The sequence below is a fragment of the Pararobbsia alpina genome (genome assembly GCF_902859895.1).
Taxonomy (GTDB): domain Bacteria; phylum Pseudomonadota; class Gammaproteobacteria; order Burkholderiales; family Burkholderiaceae; genus Pararobbsia; species Pararobbsia alpina.
This window is the reverse complement of record NZ_CADIKM010000007.1, coordinates 143,164-167,964: the sequence shown is the minus strand read 5'-3', so window position 1 is coordinate 167,964 and position 24,801 is coordinate 143,164. Positions and strand designations below refer to the sequence as shown.

Sequence of the window (24,801 nt, the reverse complement as noted above, 5' to 3'; positions counted from 1 at the left end):
GAATGATATGACGTACATTAGAAACCTGATTCTCGCCCGACCACGCCTGTTTATCGGCATCGCGATCGGCCTCGTGATCGCCGTCGTGCTGCCTGGCGCGGTCAGCCTGATCCAGCGTGCGCTGATCGGCTGGAACATCGCCGTCTATATCTACCTGATCCTCGTCATGGCCGAGATGGCACCAGGCATGTCGCCGGCCGAAGTCCAGCGCATCGCGGAGCGCGAAGACGAAAGCGCCGCGGCATCGCTTGCCGTGTTCAGCCTCGCGGCGATCGCCAGCGTCGTGGCGATCATCTTCGAACTCGCGACCGCGAAGGCAACGGGCAAGCCAGGCGTGGGTCACAGTTTCGGCCATATCGCGCTGGCGGCCCTGACGGTCGCGGGTGCCTGGGCACTGATTCCCACCTTGTTCTCGGTGCATTACGCGCGACAGTACTACGGATCACCCGAGGATCAGCGTGCCCTTGTGTTTCCGGAAAGGGATCCGCGGCCGGACTTCTGGGATTTCCTCTATTTCTCGTTCACGATCGCGGTCGCCTCGCAGACCTCGGACATCGCGCTGCGCGGCTCGCCGATCCGGAAAACCGCGCTCGCGCAGTCGGTGCTCTCGTTCATCTTCAACGCAAGCATCCTGGCGTTGACGATCAATATCGCGGCGGGACTGGTCAATCCTTGAAGTCAAGCCTGGAACCCGAACGGCGATCGGGCTTTCTAACGGGGCAAGGGTGCATCGCCCTGCGCACGCTGCAACGAACCTGCGCGGCTCAAGGGTCGTCCCGCGCCCCTATGTAAAAAGTTGTTACCGAAGCCCCTTTTTACACAGAAGAGTCATCGCAGCCCTCCATGCTGGTTTGATGTAAGGAATTTGTTATTGACCTGCACTAAGCGCTCCCTTCCACGCGTCGCCCTTCGCGCGTTCGAGCGCTGATGTCAGGCAAATGGCACGCAGCTTGCTAAAAAATCTGCTTGCATTCCTTCCCATGTCGATGACCCGACCACCCGCGTGCCGTCCTGCGCGGCTCGCGCGACGTCGAGAACCTGCCTGGAGCCTATCTTGTCAATTCGCGTCCTGTTGGTTACCTCCGAAGCGATGCCCCTTGCGAAGACCGGAGGCCTTGCGGACATGGTGAGCGCCTATGCAGCCGCGGCGCGCGAAACCGGTGTCGAAACCACCATCCTGATGCCCGGCTATCCGTGCGCTTTCGCCCGTGCCAAGGGCGTCACGAAGGTTTGTAGGGTGGCCGGGCTGCCGGGCGGCGACGCCGCGATCCACCGCGCACGCATGCCCGATTCGGACGTGCCAGTGCTCTTGCTCCAGCAAGATGCGCTCTATGCGCGTTCCGGTTTCTACCAGGACGAGAACGGCAATGATTATGCGGACAATGCGCTGCGCTTCGCGGCGCTTTCCCACGCCGCGGTGCGCATCGCCCGTGGCCTGCGCGGAATCGCGCGGCCGGATGTGGTGCATGCCCATGACTGGCATGCGGGGTTGGTGCCGATGTTGCTCGTTCAGGCACGCCATGCAGGCGCGACGCAGGCGAAGAGTGTCTTCACGATCCACAACCTCGCCTTCCAGGGCAACTACCCGATAGCCCTGTCGGCCCAGCTTGGCATTCCCGACGAAGTGCTCGGCATCGACGGCATCGAGTTTTACGGCGAGCTGAGTTTCATGAAGGCCGGCATCCAGTTCGCCGACAAGGTCACCACCGTCAGCGACACTTACGCGCGCGAAATCCTCACCGAGCACTTCGGCCACCGAATGGAGGGCGTGCTCGCGGCCAACCGTCACAAGCTCTCGGGCATCACCAACGGCATCGACATGGTGATGTGGGACCCGGCCCGCGATCCGATGATCGGCGCGAACTATTCGCTCGATAACCTGCATGGCAAACACAACTGCAAGTGTGACCTCCAACAGCTATTCGGGCTGCCCACCGATCCATTCGCTCCGGTGCTCGCGATGGGCAGCCGCCTCACCACTCAAAAAATGGCCGATGTCGCGATCGAGGCGATCCCGATGCTGCTCGCGCGCCACCGGCGCCTGCAGGTCGCGATCCTCGGCCAGGGCGATCACGGCATCGAGGCCTCACTGCGCCGCGTGGCCCAGACCTGGCCCGATCGGGTGGGCCTGTTCATCGGCTTCGACGAGCGCCGCGCACACATGCTCCATGCCGGCGCCGACATGCTGCTGCACGGCAGCCGCTTCGAGCCCTGCGGTCTCACGCAGATCTATGCGATGCGCTATGGCACGATCCCGGTCGCCTCGCGTGTCGGCGGCCTCGCCGACACGATCGTCGACTGCCGCGACCCAGGTGACGCGATCAATCCCACGCTGATCCATTCCTCCCCGGTGCGCACGCTCGGCCTGACACTGTCACGCCTGACGCCGGCGCCGACCGGCTTCCTGTTCGACGGCGAGAGCTGCTACGCGATGGCCGCCGCCGTCACGCGCGGCCTCGAGGCATTCCTGCGTCCCGCCTTGTGGCGCGAACTGCAGAAGAATGCAATGCGAGGCGATCACGGCTGGGAGAGCGCAGTAGCGAAATATGCCTCGGTCTATGCCGAATTGACCGGTGCGAAGCCCTCGCGTACGGTCCGCGCGCGCGTCTCCCACGCTACCGCTCCCCATCTTTCGCCGCTTCCCGCGGCGCACCGCGCAGCCACGGCGGAAAACGCTGAGGTGGTATTCGCGCAAAGCGCCTAAGCTGTGGTTGAGACCGCCGCGGGCGGATTTTTGCGAGGCACGGTCCGTGTCTTGCTTCCTGACTTGTCATTTGTGTCGTCCGCGACCCCGAACCAATCGGCGGGCGGGCCGCCGTGCCGCGCTTTCGCGCGGGCACAGGCCGCTCCCTGCAATCTGGAATCGATGACTGATGGAAATCAACCCGGCCTTTGCTCCGCGTATTGCTTATCTGAACCCCTTGTTGATTGGCCCCGTGTCCGCCTGGCCCGCCTGGCTGGACCGGGCTGCGGCGCTTGGATTCGATCATGTTTTGAGCGCCCCCCCGTTCCGCCCCGGTCGCGCAGGCAATATCCTGGTAAGCGCCGATCATAAGCAGGTGCACCCAGTCTTCGAAACCGAACGGGCTTCGCTCGATGTGCTCGCCGAGCTCGCCGGGCTCGCCCATGAACGCGGCCTGACGCTCCTGCTCGACCTCATGCTCGAGGCGATCGCCGCGGACGGCGAGCTGTACCACAAGCACAGCCACTGGTTTCATCCCTTCGATACGGCACAGGCAAGGCTCGACCCGAGGCGCGCACCGAGCGAATCGGAAATCGCGTTCGCGAACTTCGCCAACCCGGATGCGGCGGGGCATTTGACAGAATGGTGGTCGGCCCTGTTGATGACGCTTGCCGATGCCGGCATCGGCGGCTTCCGCTGCCTTGCCCCCCACGGTGTGCCGACCCACGTCTGGCGCCGCCTCGCGGGCACGATACGCGAGCGCCATCCGGACGTGCGCACCCTCGCCTGGACCCCCGGCCTGTCGCGCGACGAAGTTGCATCGCTTGCCGACGGCGGCTTCAGCGCCGTGTTCTCGTCGCTGCGCTGGTGGGACTACCGCTCGGCCTGGCTCATCGAGGAATATGCGACGCTCGCGCGAATCGCGCCGCCGATCGCCTTTCCCGAAGAGCCGCTCGGCCCGCGCCTTTGCCATGATTTTCCGGGCGGGGACCCGATACTGGTCGAACGCGCATATCGCCGTGCCTACGACAGTTGCATCGCGCTCGGCACCGGCATCCTGATGCCGCTCGGCTTCGAAGCCGGTGCTGCGCTGCCCATGCCGACCTCGGGTTCCGCCGCGACGCGCCAGGAGCACCTCGGCCAGCAGCCGCGCTTCGATCTGTCGGAGCACATCGTGCAGGCCAACACGCGGCAGCAGAACACTCCTGCGCTGCATACCTGTGGCGAACTGGCCGCGCTGAGCGGCCCCGGCACCGATGTCGCCGCCCTGCTGCGCTCGACCGAGCCCGATACGCGGACCGCGGCGCAGGCTGTGCTGGTCACGATCAACGCCGACCTCGCCCAGTCCGCGACGGCGACGCCCGACCGTTTCCTCGTCGACGTGCCGAGCGGCTTCACCCGTTATGTGCCGATCGACGAACCCGCTGCCGAAGCGCCGCCGCACCTGCCGTGGTTCATGCTCGCGCCCGCCGAGGTCCGCGCCTTCCTCGGCAAGCGCGACGCCCCCATCATCAGCGCCCCCGCCGTCAAGCGCGGCGCGAAGACGGCCGAACGCAAGCGCGTGCTCGAAGCCACCGCTGCGCCGCGTGTGATCATCGAACACGTGCAGCCCGCGGTCGACGATGGCCGCTTCGCCGTCAAGCGGGTGGTCGGCGACCGGCTGCGCGTCTCGGCCGATATTTTCATGGACGGCCATGACACGCTCGCCGGCGTCGTCCTCTGGCGTGCAGCCGACCAGACCGAATGGCAGGAGACGCCACTCGAATTCACGGGCAACGATCACTGGGTCGCACGGGTCCCGCTGGTGCGGCTGGGGCGCTTCGAGTTCACCATCGAAGCCTGGCGTGACGCTTACGCGACGCTGATCGAACATGCGGAGAAAAAGCTGCATGCCGAGCAGCCGATCGACGTCGAACTCGAGGAAGCGCGCGTGCTGATCCACGAGGCGGTCGAATACGCGGCGAACTCGGACCGGGCCGACAAACTGCTGGTCCAGGAACTCAGGACGCTCGCGTCGAACTTCGACAAGGCCAACCCCGCACGCCGCAAGGAACTGACCTTCGCCGCCTCGACGGCTCATGCGCTCGCGGCTTCACGACTGCGGCCCTTCGTCGTACGGCATCCGAAGATCCTGCGCGTCGAAACCGAACGTTCGGCCGCCCGTTTCGCAAGCTGGTATGAGTTGTTTCCCCGCTCGATGTCGAACGACCCGAACCGGCACGGCACCTTTATCGACGTGATCGACCGCCTGCCCGCGATCCGCGACATGGGCTTCGACGTACTCTATTTTCCGCCGATCCACCCGATCGGGCGCGTCAACCGCAAGGGCAAGAACAACACGCTCAAGGCCCTGCCGGGCGACGTCGGCAGCCCCTACGCGATCGGCGCGGAGGAAGGGGGCCATAGTGCCCTGCACCCCGAACTCGGCAGCTTCGACGATTTCAAGTCCCTGCTCGAGGCCGCGCGTGCCCATGGCCTCGAACTCGCGCTCGACTTCGCGATCCAGTGCGCGCCCGATCATCCCTGGCTCAAGGAACACCCGAGCTGGTTCGCCTGGCGCCCCGACGGCACGTTACGTTACGCGGAGAATCCTCCGAAGAAATATCAGGACATCGTCAACCCCGACTTCTACGCGGTCGATGCGGTGCCGGCACTCTGGCTGGCGCTGCGCGACGTCCTGTCGTTCTGGATCGACGCCGGCGTCCGGATCTTCCGCGTCGACAACCCGCACACGAAACCGCTGCCCTTCTGGGAATGGGTCATCGACGACATCCGCAGCCGCGAGCCGGACGTGATCTTCCTGTCCGAAGCATTCACGCGGCCGCGCCTGATGTACCGGCTCGCAAAGGTCGGGTTTTCGCAGTCCTACAGCTACTTCACGTGGCGCGAAACCAAGAAGGATTTCGTCGACTACATGACCGAGCTCACGACCACCGAGGTCAAGGACTTTTTCCGTCCGAACTTCTTCGTGAACACCCCGGATATCAATCCGCGCTTCCTGCAGCGCTCGGGACGGCCGGGCTTCGTGATCCGGGCAGCGCTCGCGGCGACGTTCTCCGGACTATGGGGCGTCTATAGCGGCTTCGAGCTTTGCGAAGCGGCCGCGCTGCCCCATAGTGAGGAATATCTCGATTCCGAGAAATACCAGTTGCGCCAGTGGGACTGGCATCGGCCGGGCAACATCATCCACGAGATCACCTCGCTGAACCGGATCCGGCGTGTCAACCCGGCCCTGCACACCTATCATGGTCTTCAGTTCCTGCCGGCCGACAATGAGCAGATCCTGTTTTTTGAGAAGGCGACCCATAGCCGCGACAATGTGCTCGTGATCGCCATCACGCTCGATCCGCACGCCGTCCAGGAAGCCCATGTCGAGCTACCGCTCTGGCGCTTCGGCCTGCCGGACGATGCAACGCTCAATGTCGAGGACCAGATGTCCGGCACGCATTTCAACTGGACAGGCAAGTATCAGCAGATCCGTCTCGATCCGCATGCGATGCCGTTCGCCATCTGGAGAATCCGGCCGCCCGGCTGGGCCGGCCGTGCGGAGGACTCAAGGTCATGAAGCGCAATTACGTCTCGCTGCTCAAGGACGATCCCGTCTGGTACAAGGATGCGATCATCTACCAGGTGCACATCAAGTCGTTCTTCGATTCGAACAACGACGGGATCGGCGATTTCCCGGGCCTGATCGCGAAGCTCGACTATATCGCCGAGCTCGGCGTCGACGTGATCTGGCTGCTGCCGTTCTATCCCTCGCCGCGGCGCGACGACGGCTACGACATCGCGGACTACCGCAGCGTCCACGCGGACTACGGCACGATCGCGGACTTCCGCAAGTTCGTGCAGGAAGCGCACTTGCGCGGCATTCGCGTGATCACCGAGCTCGTGATCAACCATACCTCCGACCAGCACCCGTGGTTCCAGCGTGCGCGGCATGCGAAGAAAGGCTCGCACCATCGCAACTACTACGTCTGGTCGGATGACGATCAGAAATACGCGAACACGCGGATCATCTTCATCGACTCCGAGCCGTCGAACTGGACACATGATCCGGTTGCCGGCCAGTACTACTGGCACCGTTTCTTCAATCACCAGCCGGACCTGAACTTCGACAACCCGCAGGTGTTGAAGGAAGTGCTGTCGGTCATGCGCTTCTGGCTCGACCTCGGCGTCGACGGGCTGCGGCTCGACGCGGTGCCCTATCTCGTCGAGCGTGAGGGCACGTCCAACGAGAACCTGCCTGAAACGCATGAAGTCCTCAAGAAGATCCGCGCGACGCTCGAGGGCGAATACCCGAACCGTCTGCTGCTCGCCGAGGCGAACCAGTGGCCCGAAGACGTGCAGGATTACTTCGGCAAGGGCGACGAATGCCATATGGCATTCCACTTCCCGCTGATGCCGCGCATCTATATGGCGATCGCGACGGAGGACCGCTTTCCGATCATCGACATCATGCGGCAGACCCCGGAAATTCCGGACAACTGCCAGTGGGCGATCTTCCTGCGCAACCACGATGAGCTCACGCTCGAGATGGTGACCGACAGCGAGCGCGACTATCTGTGGAACACCTATGCGAGCGACCGCCGCGCGCGGCTGAACCTCGGCATCCGGCGGCGGCTCGCGCCGCTGCTCGAACGTGACCGACGACGCATTGAACTGATCAATTCGCTGCTGCTGTCGATGCCCGGCACGCCCGTCATCTACTACGGCGACGAGATCGGCATGGGCGACAACATCCATCTCGGCGACCGCGACGGCGTGCGCACGCCGATGCAATGGTCGTCGGACCGCAATGGCGGTTTCTCGCGCGCCGACCCCGAACAGCTGGTGCTGCCGCCGGTCATGGGGTCGCTGTACGGTTTCGACTCGGTCAACGTCGAGGCCCAGGCGCGCGACCCCCATTCGCTGCTCAACTGGATGCGGCGCATGCTCGCAACGCGCCGCTCCCATCCGGCCTTCGGACGCGGCCGCACGCGTTTCCTGCGGCCGGCCAATCGTAAGATCCTCGCCTACCTGCGCGAGGTCGACGATTCCGCGCCGATCCTGTGTGTCGCCAATCTGTCGCGTTCGCCTCAGGCGGTCGAACTCGATCTCGCCGAGTTCCAGGGTTCGGTACCCGTCGAGATGACCGCCGACTCGACCTTCCCGCCCATCGGGCAGCTTACCTACCTGCTGACGCTGCCGCCCTACGGCTTCTACTGGTTCCTGATGTGCCCGAGCCAGCAGCTGCCGGTCTGGAGTTCGAAGCCGCCCGAACAGTTGCCGGAATTCGCGACCCTCGTGGTACGCGGCTACGAGCCGCTGCCCTCGGCCGCCGAGCATCGTCGCGTGCTCGAACACGAAGTGCTGCCGGTCTACCTGACCAAGCGGCGCTGGTTCGGCTCGAAGAACTCGACGCTCAAAGGGGCGCGGCTCGACTATGTGACACAACTTCCACACGATCTGGCGGGCAATGACCGTGATGCACCGCTGATGTTCAGCGAGGTTGCAGCCGATGTCGGCACGGGTCAGACCGAGCACTATTTCCTGCCGCTCGGCGTGACCTGGGACTCCACTGCCAACCCGAATCCGCTCGTGACCCAGTTGGCGCTCGCACGCGTGCGGCGCGGCCGCAACGTGGGCTTCGTGACCGACGCCTATTCGCTGCCAGGCCTGCCCGCCACGATCCTCGATGCGCTGCGCCGCAAGCTCGTCATGCGCACACCGCGTGGCGACGTCCATTTCCGGCCAACCGAACCCTTTCTGGCGATCGCGCCCGAAGCCTTCGGCAATCCGCCCGAGATCAACTGGCTGGCGGCCGAGCAGAGCAACAGCTCGCTGATCGCCAACGATGTCGCCGTGCTGAAGATCGTGCGCCGTGTCGTCCCGGGGATCCATCCCGAAGCCGAAATGACGCGCTACCTGACCCAGGCCGGTTATCCGAATACGGGCGGGCTGTTCGGCGAAGTGGTGCGCATCACCCACGATGGCACACCGCATACGCTCGCGATCCTGCAAAGCTTCATCGACAACCAGGGCGATGCCTGGAGCTGGGTGCTCGACTATCTGCGCCGCTTCGTCAACGAACTCGCGATCACGATCTCGCCCGAGGCCGAAGGTCCGACCGGCGAGAACTACGATGAAGCCATTGCGGGCTATGCGGCGATCGCAAGCACGATCGGCCAGCGGCTCGGCGAGCTGCATGTCGTGCTCGCCAGGCCGACCGACGACCCGGCGTTCGCGCCCGAGGTCGCGACGCCCGAGAATGTCGCCGAATGGATCGATGACACGCAAGCACTGCTGAGCTCCGCACTCAACGTCGTCGAGGAGAAGATCGACACCCTGACGCCCGATGTCCAGCTCATCGCGCGCACCCTGCTCGATCAGCGCGGCGCGCTGCTGGGCGCCATCGAGACGATGCTGCCCACCGAGGTCGAGGCCCTGCGCACGCGCATTCACGGCGACTTCCACCTCGGCCAGATTCTGGTTGCGCAAGGCGATGTCTTCCTGATCGATTTCGAGGGAGAGCCCGCCCGCACACTCGAGCAGCGGCGCCGCAAGACGAGCCCTTTGCGCGACGTCGCCGGTCTGCTGCGTTCGTTTTCCTATGCGAATGCTGCCGCCGCGCCGGTCAGCGAGGATGCCCCGCAACAGACTGCCGAGCGCAAGCGCGCACTGTTCGAACGCCTGCGTGCGGCGGCACGCGAGGCCTTCCTTGCGAGCTATCGCAAAGCGGTGGCCGCCTCCCCGCAGCGCATCGTTTCGCCGGCCGCCGAAACTGCGCTGCTCGACTTGTTTCTGATCGAAAAGGCCTCTTATGAGGTCTGCTATGAAGCAGCCAATCGTCCCACCTGGCTGAGCTTGCCCATACGCGGGCTCGCTTCCGTCGCCGCCCGCGTGCTGGGGCTTGCACACACAATGCCTGCGCCACGCACGGAACACCCAAGCTGGCAGGAAAGCATGGAGGGTCACGATGAGTGAGCATCATCCGTTTGCCGGACTGGACGCGGCCGACGTCGAAGCACTGGTGCATGCGCGGCACGGCGACCCCTTCGCCCTCCTCGGCCCGCATGGCGTCGGTGATCCGGCCGGTGCCTCGGGGGATGCCTCCGGAGGCAGATCAGCAGGTCCTTCCACGACCATGATCCGCGTGATGCTGCCGCATGCGAGCGCCGTGCATCTGCTTGCGCGCGACGGCAGCCAGAAGCCGCTCGGCACGCTCGAACGCATCCACCCCGACGGCCTGTTCGCCGGTGTCCAGACGGGGCTTCCCGATCCGCGCGCCTACCTGCTCGAGATCGACTGGTCGGGTACGATTCAACGAACCGAGGATCCCTATTCATTTGGCTCGCTGCTGTCCGACGAATGGCTGCACCGTCTCGCCTCGAGCGATCCGGCGGCCGTGCTCGAATGCCTGGGCTCGCGCTATATGGAAGTCGACGGCGTGCCCGGCGTGCGTTTCGCGGTCTGGGCGCCGAACGCAAAGCGTGTTTCGGTGGTCGGCGACTTCAACAGCTGGGACGGGCGCCGCCACGTGATGCGCCTGCGGCATTCGGCCGGCGTCTGGGAATTTTTCGTGCCGCGGCTCGGCCCCGGTGCGCGGTACAAGTACGAGATCGTCGCTCCTGGTGGCGGCGTGCTGCCGCTCAAGGCAGATCCCTGTGCCCGGCAGACGGAACGGCCGCCCGCGACGGGGTCGGTGGTCGCCGACAATACCCCCTTCACATGGGGCGATGAAGAATGGATGAGCCGGCGCGGCGAACGGCAGCAGGCCGACCGGCCCATGTCGATCTACGAGGTGCATGCCGAATCATGGCTGCGCGTCGCCGAGGATGGCCGGCGCGGCCTGAACTGGGACGAACTCGCGGACCGCCTGGTGCCCTATGCGAAGGGCATGGGCTTCACGCATGTCGAATTCATGCCGATTGCCGAATTTCCATTCGGCGGCTCGTGGGGTTATCAGCCGCTCTCGCTGTTCGCGCCATCGGCGCGCTTCGGGCCACCAGAATCGTTCGCACGCTTTGTCGATCGCGCGCACCGCGAAGGTCTCGGCGTGCTGATCGACTGGGTGCCGGCGCACTTCCCGAACGATGCGCACGGCCTCATCCAGTTCGACGGCACGCCTCTCTATGAGCACGCGGACCCGCGCGAAGGTTTCCACAAGGACTGGAACACGATGATCTACAACCTCGGCCGCAACGAGGTTGCCGCGTTCCTGCACGCCTCGGCGCTCGGCTGGCTCGCGAACTATCACGTCGACGGCCTGCGCGTCGATGCCGTCGCGTCGATGCTGTATCGCGACTACAGCCGCGAGGCGGGCGAGTGGGTGCCCAATGTGTACGGCGGCCGCGAGAATCTCGAGGCGATCGCCTTCCTGCGCAAGCTCAATGCGGAGGTCGCGCATCACGTGCCCGGCGCGATCACCGTTGCCGAGGAATCGACGGCGTGGCCCGGCGTTACCGCGAAGGTCGCGGACGGCGGCCTCGGTTTCGACTACAAGTGGAACATGGGCTGGATGCACGACACGCTGGCGTACATGGAGCAGGACCCGATCCACCGGCGCTATCATCATCACCAGATGACGTTCGGAATGATCTATGCGTATTCCGAACGTTTCGTGCTGCCGCTCTCGCACGACGAGGTCGTCTACGGCAAGGGCTCCCTGCTCGGCAAGATGCCCGGCGACCGCTGGCAGCGTTTTGCGAACCTGCGCGCCTATCTCGGGTTCATGTGGACCCATCCGGGCAAGAAGCTGCTGTTCATGGGCGGGGAGTTTGGCCAGCTCGCCGAATTCAACCACGACGAGTCGCCGCATTGGCATCTGCTCGACGACCCGATGCATGGAGGGGTGCAGAAAGTCGTGCGCGACCTGAACCGGCTCTATCAGAACGAGACGGCCCTGCATTCGCGCGATGCGGAGCCCGGCGGTTTCGAGTGGCTCATCGGCGACGACAGCGCCAACAGCGTGTTCGCCTATGCGCGCTACGACGCGCACGGCCGCATCGCGGTGGCGATCTGCAATTTCACGCCGGTGCCGCGCGAACGCTACCGGCTCGGCCTGCCGCGCGGCGGCCGATGGATCGAAGCGATGAACACGGACGCCGGTGTCTATGGCGGCTCGAACGTCGGCAATAGCGGAATGATCTATGCGGACGACGTGCCCGCGCATGGCAAACCGCATTCTGCCTCGATCGCCCTGCCGCCGCTGGCCACCATCGTGCTGATTGCGGAGTAGGCTATACGTCTGGACCGAGTGATGCCCAATGAGTGACGTCGACCCTGCCGCGAATGCGCGGCAATCCGCCGGAGCCTCGACCCGAGCTGGCAGAAGCCACCAGCCTTTCGCTGACCGGCTGCTCACGGGCTCCCCTTTTCCGCTCGGCGCAAGCTGGGATGGCCTGGGCGTGAATTTCGCCGTGTTTTCGGCCAATGCCGAGCGCATCGAGCTCTGTGTATTCGACGTGTCCGGGCGCAAGCAAGTCGCCTGCCTCACCCTGCCCGAATGCACCGATGAGGTCTGGCACGGCTATCTGCCCGGCGCGCAGCCGGGCCTGCGCTACGGCTTTCGCGCGCATGGCGCATACCACCCGCAGCGCGGCATGCGTTTCAACCCGCACAAGCTGCTCGTCGACCCCTATGCGCGCCAGCTTTCCGGACCCGTGCACTGGTCGGACAGCCTGTTCGGCTATCGCCGCCAGTCGAACCGCGTCGATCTCTCGATGGATCGGCGCGACTCGGCGCCCGCGGTGCCCAAATCGATCGTGACGGCCGAATCGTTCGACTGGTCGCTCGACCGTCGTCCGAACGTGCCTTGGGCCGACACCGTCATCTACGAGGCACACGTGCGCGGGCTCTCGATATTGCGCGACGATGTGCGCCCGCCCGAGCGCGGCACCTTCGCCGCGCTCGGCGCCCCGGCCTTCATCGAGCACCTGCAGCGCCTCGGCGTGACGACGCTCGAACTGATGCCGATCCACGCATTCGTTCACGACCGCTTTCTGCTCGCGCGCGGCCTGCGCAATTACTGGGGCTACAACACCTTGTCGTTCTTCGCGCCCGAAACCGGCTATCTGTCGGGCGGTGGGACGAACGAACTGCGTGTCGCCATCCGCAGGCTCCATGCGGCCGGCATCGAGGTGTTGCTCGACGTCGTCTATAACCATACGTGCGAAGCCGATGAACTCGGGCCGACACTGTCGTGGCGCGGCCTCGACAATACGAGCTACTACCGGCTCGTCGAAGGCGACGAGCGCCACCAGATCAACGATACGGGCTGCGGCAACACGATCAACGCCGCTCATCCGCGCGTGCTCCAGATGATCATGGACTCGCTGCGCCACTGGGCAATCTCGTACAACGTCGACGGCTTCCGTTTCGATCTCGGCGCCACGCTCGGCCGCGAGCACCACGGCTTCGATCCGGGCGCGGGCTTCTTCGACGCGATCCGCCAGGACCCGATACTCAACTGCCTCAAGCTGATCTCGGAGCCTTGGGATATCGGTCCCGGCGGCTACCAGGTCGGCCGGCATCCGCCCGGCTGGGGGGAGTGGAACGACCGCTTCCGCGACGGCGTGCGGCGCTACTGGCGCGGTGATTCGGGCCAGCGGCCCGATCTGGCGAGCCGCCTGACCGGTTCAGCAGAGTTGTTCAACCACTGCCACCGGCGTCCATGGTCCACCGTGAACTTCGTCGCCGCGCACGACGGTTTTACGCTTGCCGACGTGGTCGCCTATAACGACAAGCACAACGAAGACAACGGCGAGGATAACCGCGACGGTCACAACGAGAACTGCAGCTTCAACTGTGGCGTGGAGGGAGCGACCGACGATCCCGACGTCCTCGCCTTGCGCGCGCGCCTGGTACGCGCGCTGATCGCGACGCCCTTTCTTTCGCTCGGCACGCCGATGCTGCTCGCGGGCGACGAATTCGGCCGCAGCCAGTCCGGCAACAACAACGCCTACTGTCAGGACAACGCAGTGTCGTGGCTCGACTGGCGCGCGGCGAGCCGCCCCGAGGGTGTCGCGCTCACACACTATGTCGCGCGCCTGACCCGGCTGCGGCGCGAACACTACCTGCTGCGCGAGCCGCGCTTTCTGTACGGCGATCGGGAAATTCTTCCCGGCGTACGCGATATTGATTGGTTCGACATCGATGGCCAGCGGCCGACCCCCGAACATTGGGAAGACCCGAGCGAGCAAGTGCTTGTCTGCCGGCGTGCGGGTTTCGCAAGCGAGGCAGCGCAGAGCGATCGCGACAGCGAAGGCATCGAGGTGCTCCTGCTGGTGTTCAACAGCCGCAGCGAGGCGGTGACGATCACCTTGCCCGCTCCCCCACTCGAATGGGAGCCGTTACTCGACAGCGCGGAACCCGACGGCGAACCGCGCGAGTCGTCCGCGACCGTCGGCGCGCACAGCGTCGTGCTGTATCGGGCACGAAATCCGCTAAGTCTGCTGGTTGGCGGATTCGGCGCAGCAGCGACACCCCAGGCAGCGGCCGACCCAGCGACGCAGGACTAACCCCATGTCAGATCGAGTCGTCGACCCACGCGTGCACCATCATCGCCATACCTTGCCGTTCGGCGCACAGTCGATCGGCGGCGGCAAAACGCGCTTTCGTTTCTGGGCACCGTCGCGCGACCATGTCGAGCTCGAGATCGAAGGCGGTGAAACACACGCGATGACGCGCTCCTCCGAGGGCTGGTTCGACGTGGAAGCCCATTGCGGTCCAGGGGCGCTTTATCGCTATCGCCTCGACGCGAATCTCGCGGTGCCCGATCCGGCCTCGCGCTGGCAGCCCCAGGACGTGCACGGGCCGAGCGCGGTCTTCGATCCCTGCGCCTACCGCTGGATCCATTCACACTGGCATGGCCGCCGCTGGGAAGAAACCGTGCTCTACGAGTTGCACGTCGGTGCAATGGGCGGCTACAACGGCGTGAAGGCACGGCTACCCGAACTCGCGGCGCTCGGCATCACCGCGATCGAACTGATGCCGCTCAACGATTTTCCGGGGCGCCGCAACTGGGGCTATGACGGGGTGCTGCCTTTCGCACCCGACTCGGCCTACGGCACGCCCGACGAACTGAAGGCACTGATCGACACTGCGCATGGCCATGGCCTGCAGGTTTTTCTCGATGTCGTCTACAACCACTTCGGGCCGGACGGCAACTACCTGCGCAGCTATGCCGAACCGTTCTTCAAGGAAGGCCGTCACACCCCGTGGGGACCCGCGATCGACTTCGACCGCCCCGAGGTCGGCCAGTATTTCATCGAGAACGCGCTGTACTGGGTCCATGAATACCGCGTCGACGGCCTGCGCTTCGATGCGGTGCATGCGATCCACAACCCGGCCTGGCTGCGCGAGGTCGCCGAACACATCCGACGTTCGATCGAGCGCGACCGCCATGTCCATCTCATGCTCGAAAACGAAGAGAACACCGCGAGCCTGCTCACCTGCACGTCCGCCGAAGCCTGCAATTTCAACGCGCAGTGGAACGACGACTTCCACAACACGCTGCATGTGATGCTGACTGGCGAGACCGAGAGCTACTACAGCGCCTTTGCCGAAGCGCCGGCCACCAAACTTGCGCGAGCTCTCGCGGAAGGCTTCGTCTACCAGGGCGAGCCCTCGCCGATCCACGATGGCAAGCCGCGCGGCGAACCGAGTGCCGGCCTGCCGCCGTCTGCCTTCATCTCGTTCCTGCAGAACCACGACCAGGTCGGCAACCGCGCGATGGGCGAGCGGCTCACGCTACTTGCCGAACCCGGCGCACTGCGCGCGGCCGTCGCACTGTTACTGCTCTCGCCACAGATTCCGATGCTGTTCATGGACGAAGAGAATGGCAGCACGCGGCCCTTCCTGTTCTTCACCGACTATATGGGCGACCTCGCCGATGCGGTCCGTGAAGGCCGGCGCAGGGAGTTTGCCAAATTCGCGGTGTTCTCGAACCCGGAGCGGCGCGAACATATTCCGGATCCGAACGATCCACGCACCTTCGAACGCTCAGGTGTACCGATGCCGGATACGGATGCTTCTGCCGGACCTGCCGTGACAAGTGTCGCCAGCGAGGATTCGACAGACAGCCCGACACGTCACGCCCGTGAATGGCGTCACTTTTATCAGTCGGCATTGGCCGTGCGCACCCGGCTGCTCGTGCCCCGGCTCAAGCGCAGCAAATCGCTCGGCGCGCAGGTACTCCAGGAGCCCGCCGCGCTCGATGGAGAAAGTGCGGCACTGCTTGCTGCACGCCGTATGCCGGGAAGCTCCCCTGGCGTATTCGAGAGCCGTTCGCCCGGTGTATCGACAAGCCCCGACACCATCGGTGTCAGCAGCGGCCATGGCAAGGGCGGTGGTGTATGCGCGCAATGGCAACTTGGCGACGGCGAAGTGCTGACGATTGCGATCAATCTCGGCGATCACGCCGTGTCGCTCGGCAAGATGCCCGCGGGCAAGATCATCTTCGAAACCCCGGATCGCGTACGCGATCACCTCGGCACGGACCGGCTGCCGCCACACGCGGCCGTGGCCTGGCTCACAGGGGACCTGCTGGACTTTCTGCACTCCCACCCGGAGACCCGCGCATGACGGATACGCCCCGCCCCGTTCGCGCCGCCAGCAGCAAACTCGTCAGCGAGCTCGCGGAGCGCGCCGGCATCGAAGTCGTCTGGAAAAATGCCCAGCATCAGCCCCAGCGCGTTTCCGACGAAGTGCTCAGAGTCCTGCTCGATCGGCTCGGACTGCCTTGCACAAGCACTGCGCAGGCGCGCGAAAGCCTCGCGCTGCTCGACGCCGAGCAGCGTTCGTCTCATCTGCCGCTGCTGATAACGGCCGAGGTCGGGCGCGCGATCGCGCTGCCGGTGACGGCGACGAAATCGGGCACGCGCTACCGGATCGACCTCGAGCAAGGCGGAATGATCGAGGGGATGATTTCGGTGCCGAAAGGCGAACGCGCCATGCTGTCCCCCGTTCCTGAAAGCGGCTATCACACCCTGACGCTCAATGACCGGCGCTGTACGCTGGCGGTCGCCCCTACCCATTGCTTTGGCGTCGCCGATGCCATGCGGGCGGCGGGCAGGGTCGAGCGCCCGGATTCACCTGGCGGCCGCGGTGCGCGCGGCTGGGGGATCGGTGTTCAGCTGTATGGTCTGCGCGAACCGGGCGACGGCGGCATCGGCACATACAGCGCGCTTGGCCGCGCGGCGCAGCAGATCGGCCGGGCAGGCGGCGATGTGCTCGCCCTGAGCCCCGTGCATGCGATGTTCTCGGCCGAACCCCACAAGTTCAGCCCCTATTCGCCGTCGAGCCGGCTGTTCCTCAATGTATTGCATATCGATCCGGCCGAAGCATTCGGCACGGCTGCCGTACAGGCCGCCATCCACGATCTGCGGCTCGGCGGCACGCTCGCCGACCTCGAAAGCCGGTCGCTGATCGATTGGCCTCAAGCAGCAAGCGCTCGGCTGTCGATCCTGCGCAGACTGTTCGATGGACTGCGCGCGGGCCAGTTCGGCAATGCGCCGGGTCTGGCGCTCGATACATTTCGTCGGCGCGGCGGCCATCCGCTCGAGGACCATGCACGCTTCGAGGTGATCCAGGGTGCGTTGCTCGCGCAATCGCCTGACCAGGGTTACTGGCGCAACTGGCCCCCGGCGCTGCGCGATCCCGCGAGTCCCGCGGTCGCCGAGGCCGTGGCTGCCACGCCCGACGAAGTCACCTTCCATGTCTTCCTTCAGTGGCTGGCCGAACGCGGCCTCGCGCGCGCGCGGGCCGAGGCGCGTGCGGCCGGCATGGCGGTCGGCCTGGTCGCCGATCTCGCGGTCGGCTGCGACAGTGCGGGCAGTCACGCATGGAGCTATCCGCGCGAGATGCTGAAGGGTGTGTCGGTCGGCGCACCGCCCGATCTGTTCAATCAGTCCGGACAAGCCTGGGGTCTCACGACGTTCTCGCCACGCGGGATGGTCACGCAGGGCTTCAGCGCATTTCTCGATATGCTGCGTGCGGCGTTCGCTCATGCGGGCGGCCTGCGCATCGACCACATTCTCGGCCTGCGCCGGCTCTGGCTCGTGCCCGACGGATCGAGCGCGCGCGATGGTGCCTATCTTCACTGTCCGTTCGAAGACCTGATGCGCCTGATCGCCCTCGAATCGTGGCGCCATCGGGCGATCGTGATCGGCGAAGATCTCGGCACGGTGCCATCCGGCATGCGCGAACGGCTCGCCGACAACGAACTGCTCGGCATTCGGGTGTTGTGGTTCGAGCGGCGTGTGGCGAAGGGCAAGATCGAGAACAAAGCCGACGAGCAGCCCAAGGACAGCGCCATGGCTGCCGCCCCCCCTGCGAAGGGGACCGACGAGCTGAAAACATCGCCAGTGGAACCGTTCATCGAACCCGCAAAGTGGTCGACCCATGCCGTGGCAACCACGACCACGCATGACCTGCCGACGATCAAGGGCTGGTGGGCGGGCGACGATATCGACTGGCGTGATCGTATCGGACAGACCGCACGGCCCGCGGGCAGCGATGAAGACCCGGTCGCGCGCGCCCATCTCGAACGGGTGCGGGACCGCGGCCTGCTCTGGGCCGCGTTCCAGCAAGCGGGGCTTGCACCGGCCGGTGTGCCGCCCCCCGCAGAAGCGCCGGTCGACGAGGCGCTGGCGTTCATCACCCTGACCGCGGCGCCGCTCGTCATCTATCCGCTCGAAGATCTGCTCGGGCTGGCCGAACAACCGAACCTACCCGGTTCGACCGACGAACATCCGAACTGGCGCCGCCGGATCGCCGCACCACTCGATGCGCTACTCGAAGAACCGATGCTCGCCGACCGGCTGCTGGCGATCCGCAACCTCTTCCAAAGCCTATGACTGCCCTGCGCTCGACCGCCCGCCTGCAGTTCCATCGTGGCTTCACTTTCGAAGATGCGGCCGCGCTCGTCGACTATTTTGCGGCGCTCGGCGTCAGCCACCTCTACGCGTCGCCGATCACGACCGCGCAGCCTGGCTCGACGCATGGCTATGACACGGTCGATTATGCGCGGGTCAATCCGGAACTCGGCGGCGAGGCCGCACTCGGCAGGCTGGTCGCGAAGCTCAGGGCCCATCGCATGGGCCTCGTCGTCGACATCGTGCCGAACCATATGGGTGTGGGCGGCGCGCACAACGCATGGTGGCTCGACATCCTCACGTGGGGCCGGCATAGCGAATTCGCACGCTACTTCGACGTCGACTGGCATTCGCCCGATCCGGCCCTGCGCGGCAAGGTCCTTGCGCCGTTTCTGGGCGGCCCGTATGGAGAGGAACTCCAGGCGCGCAAGATCGTGCTCGGCTGGGACAGCGAACGTGCACAGTTTCTCGTCGAATACGGCCCGCATCGTTTTCCGATCTGCCCGACTGACTATGCGTCGATGTTTCGCACGGCCGACGCGCCGGCACTTGCTCCGCTCATCGAGAGCTTCCATCAGCTCGGCAGCCAGCCTGAGGACCGCCCGCGCGCCGCGGCGGCACACGAACGCCTGCGCGCTTTCGCGACCGATGCGGGCCGCCGGTCCGCGCTCGATGCGGTGCTCGAGGCGCATGCGGCACCCGAGGTCCTGCATCGGCTGCTCGAGCGCCAGCACTTCCGGCTCGCCTGGTGGCGCACCGCCTCGGACGAAGTCAACTGGCGGCGCTTCTTCGATATCTCGGCACTGATCGGCATGCGCGTCGAACGACCTGAAGTGTTCGAGGCGAGCCATGCGTTGATCTTCAGGCTCTACGCGCAAGGCGAGATCGACGGCGTGCGCGTTGACCACGTCGACGGGCTCGCCGAACCGCGCGAGTACTGTCAGCGGCTGCGGCTGCGGCTCGATCAGTTGCGCAGCCTGCGGCCGGCGGGACTGCGCGAGGAACCGGCACCGCTGGTGGTCGAGAAGATCCTCGCGCGCGACGAACCCATGCGGACGGACTGGGGGATCGACGGCACGACCGGCTACGACTTCATGGATCAAGTGGGCGCCCTGTTGCACGATCCGTCGGGCGCGGCACCGCTCGAGGCGTGGTGGCGCGCCTTGCCGGGCGCATCGGCCTTGTCGTTCGAGGCCCAGGCCTTGCGCGCGAAGCGTCAGATGCTCGCCGAGAATCTCGCGGCCGAAGTCGATCGCAGCACGCGTGCGCTGCACCGCATCGCACGCGACGATATTGCGACGCGCGACAATACCTTCGGTTCGATCAAGCGCGTGCTGACCGAGTATGTGGTGCATTTTCCCGTCTACCGGATCTACCCGGAAAACGGCACGCGCAGTGCCGAGGACAACCGCTTCTTCGACAGGGCGCGTGAAGGCGCGCGCGCGCAATTACGGCATGCCGACGAAGCGATGCTCGAACGGCTCGACGGCTGGCTCGGAGGAAGTGGGAATGAAAGCGGCACGAGCATCGGCCAAGCGAATGGCGCAGGTACCACGCCGGCTTCGGCCGGCGGCGCTCCCGCGTATCCGACGCCGGCGGGCTCCCACCGGCGCGCGGCGTTGATCGTGTTTTCCCAGCTCACGTCCCCCACTGCCGCGAAGGCCGTCGAGGATACCGTCTGCTATCGATATGGCCGCCTGCTATCGCGCAACGAGGTCGGTGCAAATCCTTCGGAAATTGCACTGACCCCGGGGGCGTTTCATGAAGTCACCGCCGCGCGTGCACGCGATTTTCCGCGTGCGTGGCTCACGACGGCGACGCACGATCACAAGCGCGGCGAGGATACGCGCGCGCGGCTTGCGGTCATCAGCGAAATCCCCGAACGCTGGGCCGCGACGGTCGCGCACTGGCGATCGCTGAACGCGGTCCACAAGACGCCGCGAGCGAAATCGGATGCAAGGATGACATCGGGGGCGCAAGTATCCCCGCTATCCCGGAGCTCGCGGCAGACAAACCCGGCCACCTCGGATGACGGCCTCGACCTTCGCGACCCCGAAGCGTCGACCGAGGCCATGCTCTATGAAGCGCTCGTCGGCGCCTGGCCGCTCGACCTCTCACCGGAGGACGCGCAAGGTGTCCAGTCCTTCGGCGAACGCGTTGCCGCATGGCTCGAAAAAGCGCTGCGCGAGGCCAAGTTGCGCACGGACTGGTTTACACCCAATGCGGCCTACGAGACCGCCTGTCACGACTTCCTGCTGGCGATTCTCGCACCCTCGCAACGCCAGGGCTTTCTCGGCGAACTGGCCTTGTTCGTCGGTCAGATCGCGGCGGCCGGCGCAATCAACAGCCTGCAGCAGACCCTGCTGCGGCTCGCGAGCCCCGGCATTGCCGATCTCTATCAGGGCACGGAGCTCTGGGATTTCTCGATGGTGGATCCCGACAACCGACGGCCTGTCGACTTCGCGCTCAGGCGCGCGGCACTCGAGGCGGGCTCGCCGGCGGGTTTGCTGGCAGACTGGCGTGACGGACGTGTCAAGCTCGCGATCATCCGGTCCGCGCTCGCGCTGAGAACGCGGCATCCCGATCTATTCGTCGGGGGCGACTATTTGCCGCTTGTGATCAAAGGCCCGATGGACAGGCACGCCATCGCCTTCGCGCGCATGTCCCGTATGGACGGCAGTATGGCGATCGCCGTTGCGAGCCGGCTGCCCGGTACGGTGCTTGGCAATGCAGACCAACCGATAATCAAGCCCTCCGACTGGGCGGATACGCGGCTCGTGATTCCGGAACTCGTGAGAGACCGATTCACAGACGTACTCGCAGACCATGCGTTCGAAGCAGCAGCTTCATTGCCGCTTAGCGAAGTGCTGGCCGCCCTGCCGGTCGCGTTGCTGTCGAACGAGGGGTCAGCCTCTCAAATCCAGACTCAAGTCCGTACCGAGAGCGGGAACACATAGACGATGGTCAGTTCGCCTGCCTCTTCATTCTGCTCGGCCGAACATTGACCGCCATGCGCATCCGCCACGCGCCGGGGCAACGCAAGGCCCTGCTCGATCACCCCGCGATCGAGGATCGGCGCGGCGGTGACCAGCGTCGTCACGCAGCTGCCCCGCTCGATCGAAACCCGCAGGTGAAGCGCATCTTTCGCCCGGCCGATGCCGCCCGGCGTCGCGGCACTCGCCGCCGCTTCACTCTCGAGTTGGCGCGCGAATGCCAGAACGCACCACCACGCCTGCCAGAGCCTCTCGTGGTCCGCATTCGCATGGACCGCTTCGCCGTCCCATTCAAGGGTGATCTCGCCCGGTCCGAGTGTGAGGCGCGCATTCGCGAGCACATCCTCGCAGAGCGGCTTCAGCGCGACATCGCTGCGATGAAGCGCAAGATGGCGCGTCGCCATGCGCGGCGCGTCGATGATCCTCTCGATGAGCTCGACTTGCTGTTCGACCCCTGCGCGAATGCCGGCGAGGGCGCGGTGCAGCGAAGGATCGGCATCGCCAAGCTTGCGCTCGAGCACGTGTGCCCAGGTATGTATCGCATTGAGCGGCCCGCGCAGATCATGCGAGGCGACTGACAGGACATGATCCCGCCCGAATACCAGGGCTTCGGCGCGCACGCGCGCGGCACGTTCTTGCGAGAGCATCGCTTCGACGCCTGAGGGGACGGAGCTGGCCACAGCGGACTGCCTGGTGGCGGGTGCCGGATCCACGGAAGGCGAGCCGGAAGGGATCATCGAATCGGACAAGGCACGAATCTCCGTTGGTCATCATCTGAGGGTGATTATAGGGGTGCTCCTGGCGATTCTGCGCGTCTGCTGAGGTACCATGTCGGATCAATTTAAGGAGGCTCGAGAATGCCTGCAATTACGACCGATTCCGGTTTGAAATATGAAGACCTGACCGAAGGGGCAGGCGACGAAGCAACGAAAGGCGCGAACGTCGTCGTCCACTATACGGGCTGGCTGACCGACGGACAGAAGTTCGATTCGAGCAAGGATCGCAATGAGCCTTTCTCATTCCCGCTGGGCGCAGGCCATGTGATCCGCGGCTGGGACGAAGGCGTCCAGGGCATGAAGGTCGGCGGCGTGCGCAAGCTCACGATCCCGCCCGAGCTCGGCTATGGCGTGCGCGGTGCGGGTGGTGTGATTCCGCCGAATGCGACGCTGGTCTTCGAAGTCGAATTGCTGGGTATCTGAGCCCCATGGCTGGCGGTACCCCCGTCTATGCGTCGCCCATGGTCGCGGTGCGCAGTTATGACGAAGTCGCCGCCAGCGATTCACACGGGGCCTATCACCAGATCGTGCTCGGCATCGACGGCGCGATGGAACTCGCCGTCGACGGTCTCGCGGCCGTCGTCGACACGACGCTCGGCATGGTGATCCCGGCCGGCGAGCGGCACGACTATCTGGGGGTCGGGCCCAACCGGCAACTCGTCATCGACGTCCCGGTCGATGCGCTGACGCTGCCGCGTCAGCTATTCGAGGAAGCTTCGTTGATCCGGATCGATCCGCGCTTTCAGCAATGGGTCATGAGCATCGCGCAGTTGCCCGAGCGGGCCGACCGGTTTGCGCACTGGCAGGCGGCCGCGCAACTGTGCGACGCCTTGCTGGTACGCAGTGCGCAGCAAACCGGCCTGCATGGGGTACGTTTTACGCTGCCGCGCATCGATGCATTCCTGCGTGCGCACCTGGCCGAACCCTTGTCGATCCCTGATCTCGCCGCGCACTGCGGCTGTGGCGTGCGCACCTTCCACGACCGTTTCGTCGGCGAGTTCGGCATCACGCCTCATCGCTATCTGTTGCGCCTGCGGACCGAGCAGGCCGCGCGGCTGATGAACGATGCACGCCGTTCGCTCGCCGATATCGCGGCCACGACGGGGTTCACCGACCAGAGTGCATTGACTCACGCGTTCGTGGCACGTTTTGGAATCACGCCGGGACGATGGCGCGGCGGCGTGAGGATGTCCGAGGCCGCGCCCTAGCCTGCGGCTGGACGGCTGTACGGAACGCCATCCCGCCCTCACCCCGCTCCACGCTATGCAGTACCGCGTGCGAGATCGTCGCAGATATCTTGCGGGTCTTCGAGACCGACCGACAGTCGGATCACGCCTTCGGTCACGCCCGCCGCCGCGCGTGCTTCCGGCGTGACGCGCGCATGCGTGGTGCTCGCCGGATGCGTGATGGTGGTCCGTGTGTCGCCGAGATTGCCGGTGATCGAGCACAGGCGTGTCTGGTCGATCACCCGCCATGCATTCGCACGCTGCGCCTCGGGCGTATCGCCCTCGAGTTCGAAGGCCACCAGTGCCCCGCCGAGCTTCTGTTGGCGCATCGCGATCTCATGTTGCGGATGCGACCTGAGCTTCGGATACCAGACGCGCTTGATGCATGGCCGCGTCTCGAGCCACTGCGCAATCTTCAGCGCATTGGCCGACTGGCGCTCCATGCGGATCGACAGGGTTTCGAGCCCGCGCAACATGAGCCACGCATTAAACGCCGAGAGCGTGGGACCCGCGGTCCGCACGAACGGGAACACCTTGCCCATCACGAAATCGCGCTTGCCAACGATCGCGCCGCCGAGCACCCGGCCCTGCCCGTCGATATATTTGGTCGCGGAATGCACGACCACATCGGCACCGAATTCGAGCGGACGCTGCAAGGCGGGTGTACAGAAGCAGTTGTCGACGACGTACAACGCATTCACCTGTCGTGCGATCTCGCCGATCGCACGAATGTCGGACACCTCGGTCAGTGGGTTCGACGGCGACTCGAGAAAGAACAGCCGCGTATTCGGCTGCACAGCCTTGCGCCACGCATCGAGATCGTTCGGATCGACGAAGGTCGTGGTGATGCCGAACCGCGAAAAGATCGTCGCGAAGAGGTTCAGCGATGAGCCGAAGATACTGCGCGAGCTCACCAGATGATCGCCCGCATTGAGCGCGCTCATCACGATCGACAGGATCGCGCTCATGCCCGACGAGGTCACGATGCAGGCTTCGCCGCCTTCGAGCGCCGCGAGCCGGTCTTGCAGCATCGTCACCGTCGGGTTGGTGAAACGGGAGTAGGTGAAGAAGTCTTCTGAATTCGCAAACCGTTCGGCGGCTTCGGCCGCCGACTTGAAACAAAAGCTCGAGGTCAGAAAGAGCGCTTCGGCATGCTCGTTGTATTCCGTGCGCAGCGTGCCAGCGCGTACGGCCGCCGTATCGAAGCCCAGTTCGCTGAAATCGAGCGCTTCCTTCGGTGTGAGGTCGTCCATATGTCGATAGATGAAG

13 protein-coding genes are annotated in these 24,801 nt (G+C 65.2%); 11 read left to right on the top strand and 2 right to left on the bottom strand.

The window, feature by feature from the left end; genetic code table 11:
• Positions 1–7 precede the first annotated feature (7 nt).
• The 9 genes from HV670_RS10565 to treY all read left to right on the top strand — a co-directional run bounded on the left by HV670_RS10565 (position 8) and on the right by treY (position 21,494).
• On the top strand, positions 8–676 hold the full coding sequence (locus HV670_RS10565) for a DUF1345 domain-containing protein (protein ID WP_175104733.1): 669 nt from the start codon (positions 8–10) through the stop codon (positions 674–676).
• 378 nt (positions 677–1,054) lie between these two features.
• Complete coding sequence (gene glgA, locus HV670_RS10560) at positions 1,055–2,704, top strand: glycogen synthase GlgA (protein ID WP_175104732.1); 1,650 nt, start codon at positions 1,055–1,057, stop codon at positions 2,702–2,704.
• Positions 2,705–2,873: 169 nt separating this feature from the next.
• Positions 2,874–6,248, top strand: coding sequence for a maltotransferase domain-containing protein (locus HV670_RS10555; RefSeq protein WP_175104731.1), 3,375 nt, complete (start codon positions 2,874–2,876; stop codon positions 6,246–6,248).
• Positions 6,245–9,646: a maltose alpha-D-glucosyltransferase gene (gene treS, locus HV670_RS10550; protein ID WP_175104730.1), complete on the top strand. Its 3,402-nt coding sequence runs from the start codon at positions 6,245–6,247 to the stop codon at positions 9,644–9,646. Before HV670_RS10555 ends, treS begins: the two co-directional genes overlap by 4 nt.
• Positions 9,639–11,900, top strand: coding sequence for a 1,4-alpha-glucan branching protein GlgB (glgB, locus tag HV670_RS10545; protein ID WP_175104729.1), 2,262 nt, complete (start codon positions 9,639–9,641; stop codon positions 11,898–11,900). Before treS ends, glgB begins: the two co-directional genes overlap by 8 nt.
• A gap of 28 nt (positions 11,901–11,928) precedes the next feature.
• Positions 11,929–14,181 (top strand): glycogen debranching protein GlgX, encoded by a 2,253-nt coding sequence (gene glgX / locus HV670_RS10540; RefSeq protein ID WP_175104728.1) that lies wholly within the window; start codon positions 11,929–11,931, stop codon positions 14,179–14,181.
• A 4-nt stretch (positions 14,182–14,185) separates the two neighbouring features.
• Positions 14,186–16,246, top strand: a complete 2,061-nt coding sequence (gene treZ, locus HV670_RS10535; RefSeq protein ID WP_175104727.1) for a malto-oligosyltrehalose trehalohydrolase — start codon at positions 14,186–14,188, stop codon at positions 16,244–16,246.
• Positions 16,243–18,519, top strand: coding sequence for a 4-alpha-glucanotransferase (gene malQ / locus HV670_RS10530; protein ID WP_175104726.1), 2,277 nt, complete (start codon positions 16,243–16,245; stop codon positions 18,517–18,519). Before treZ ends, malQ begins: the two co-directional genes overlap by 4 nt.
• Entirely contained in the window at positions 18,516–21,494 is a 2,979-nt protein-coding gene (gene treY / locus HV670_RS10525) for a malto-oligosyltrehalose synthase (RefSeq protein ID WP_175104725.1), read from the top strand. The genes malQ and treY overlap by 4 nt, the downstream gene beginning before the upstream one ends.
• Here treY and HV670_RS10520 read toward each other — a convergent pair.
• Positions 21,464–22,177: a sensor histidine kinase gene (locus HV670_RS10520; protein WP_175104724.1), complete on the bottom strand. Its 714-nt coding sequence runs from the start codon at positions 22,175–22,177 to the stop codon at positions 21,464–21,466. The genes treY and HV670_RS10520 overlap by 31 nt on opposite strands.
• 210 nt (positions 22,178–22,387) lie before the next feature.
• Between HV670_RS10520 and HV670_RS10515 the strand changes: the two genes are divergently transcribed.
• Entirely contained in the window at positions 22,388–22,729 is a 342-nt protein-coding gene (locus HV670_RS10515; protein ID WP_175104723.1) for an FKBP-type peptidyl-prolyl cis-trans isomerase, read from the top strand.
• Positions 22,730–22,734: 5 nt separating this feature from the next.
• Complete coding sequence (locus tag HV670_RS10510) at positions 22,735–23,514, top strand: AraC family transcriptional regulator (protein WP_175104722.1); 780 nt, start codon at positions 22,735–22,737, stop codon at positions 23,512–23,514.
• A gap of 53 nt (positions 23,515–23,567) precedes the next feature.
• Here the strand turns inward: HV670_RS10510 and HV670_RS10505 are convergent, their stop codons facing one another.
• The gene (locus HV670_RS10505; protein ID WP_175104721.1) at positions 23,568–24,785 is read right to left on the bottom strand and encodes an O-succinylhomoserine sulfhydrylase; all 1,218 of its coding nucleotides are present in this window, start codon (positions 24,783–24,785) and stop codon (positions 23,568–23,570) included.
• Positions 24,786–24,801: the final 16 nt, after the last annotated feature.

What these genes read in the sequence shown, in the direction of transcription:
- glgX (WP_175104728.1), top strand. Translation starts at nt 11,929, where the DNA reads ATGAGTGACGTCGACCCTGCCGCGAATGCGCGGCAATCCGCCGGAGCC.
- treY (WP_175104725.1), top strand. Translation starts at nt 18,516, where the DNA reads ATGACTGCCCTGCGCTCGACCGCCCGCCTGCAGTTCCATCGTGGCTTC.
- glgB (WP_175104729.1), top strand. Translation starts at nt 9,639, where the DNA reads ATGAGTGAGCATCATCCGTTTGCCGGACTGGACGCGGCCGACGTCGAA.
- treS (WP_175104730.1), top strand. Translation starts at nt 6,245, where the DNA reads ATGAAGCGCAATTACGTCTCGCTGCTCAAGGACGATCCCGTCTGGTAC.
- HV670_RS10565 (WP_175104733.1), top strand. Translation starts at nt 8, where the DNA reads ATGACGTACATTAGAAACCTGATTCTCGCCCGACCACGCCTGTTTATC.
- HV670_RS10520 (WP_175104724.1), bottom strand. Translation starts at nt 22,177, where the DNA reads ATGCTCTCGCAAGAACGTGCCGCGCGCGTGCGCGCCGAAGCCCTGGTA.
- malQ (WP_175104726.1), top strand. Translation starts at nt 16,243, where the DNA reads ATGACGGATACGCCCCGCCCCGTTCGCGCCGCCAGCAGCAAACTCGTC.
- HV670_RS10505 (WP_175104721.1), bottom strand. Translation starts at nt 24,785, where the DNA reads ATGGACGACCTCACACCGAAGGAAGCGCTCGATTTCAGCGAACTGGGC.
- HV670_RS10510 (WP_175104722.1), top strand. Translation starts at nt 22,735, where the DNA reads ATGGCTGGCGGTACCCCCGTCTATGCGTCGCCCATGGTCGCGGTGCGC.
- HV670_RS10555 (WP_175104731.1), top strand. Translation starts at nt 2,874, where the DNA reads ATGGAAATCAACCCGGCCTTTGCTCCGCGTATTGCTTATCTGAACCCC.
- treZ (WP_175104727.1), top strand. Translation starts at nt 14,186, where the DNA reads ATGTCAGATCGAGTCGTCGACCCACGCGTGCACCATCATCGCCATACC.
- HV670_RS10515 (WP_175104723.1), top strand. Translation starts at nt 22,388, where the DNA reads ATGCCTGCAATTACGACCGATTCCGGTTTGAAATATGAAGACCTGACC.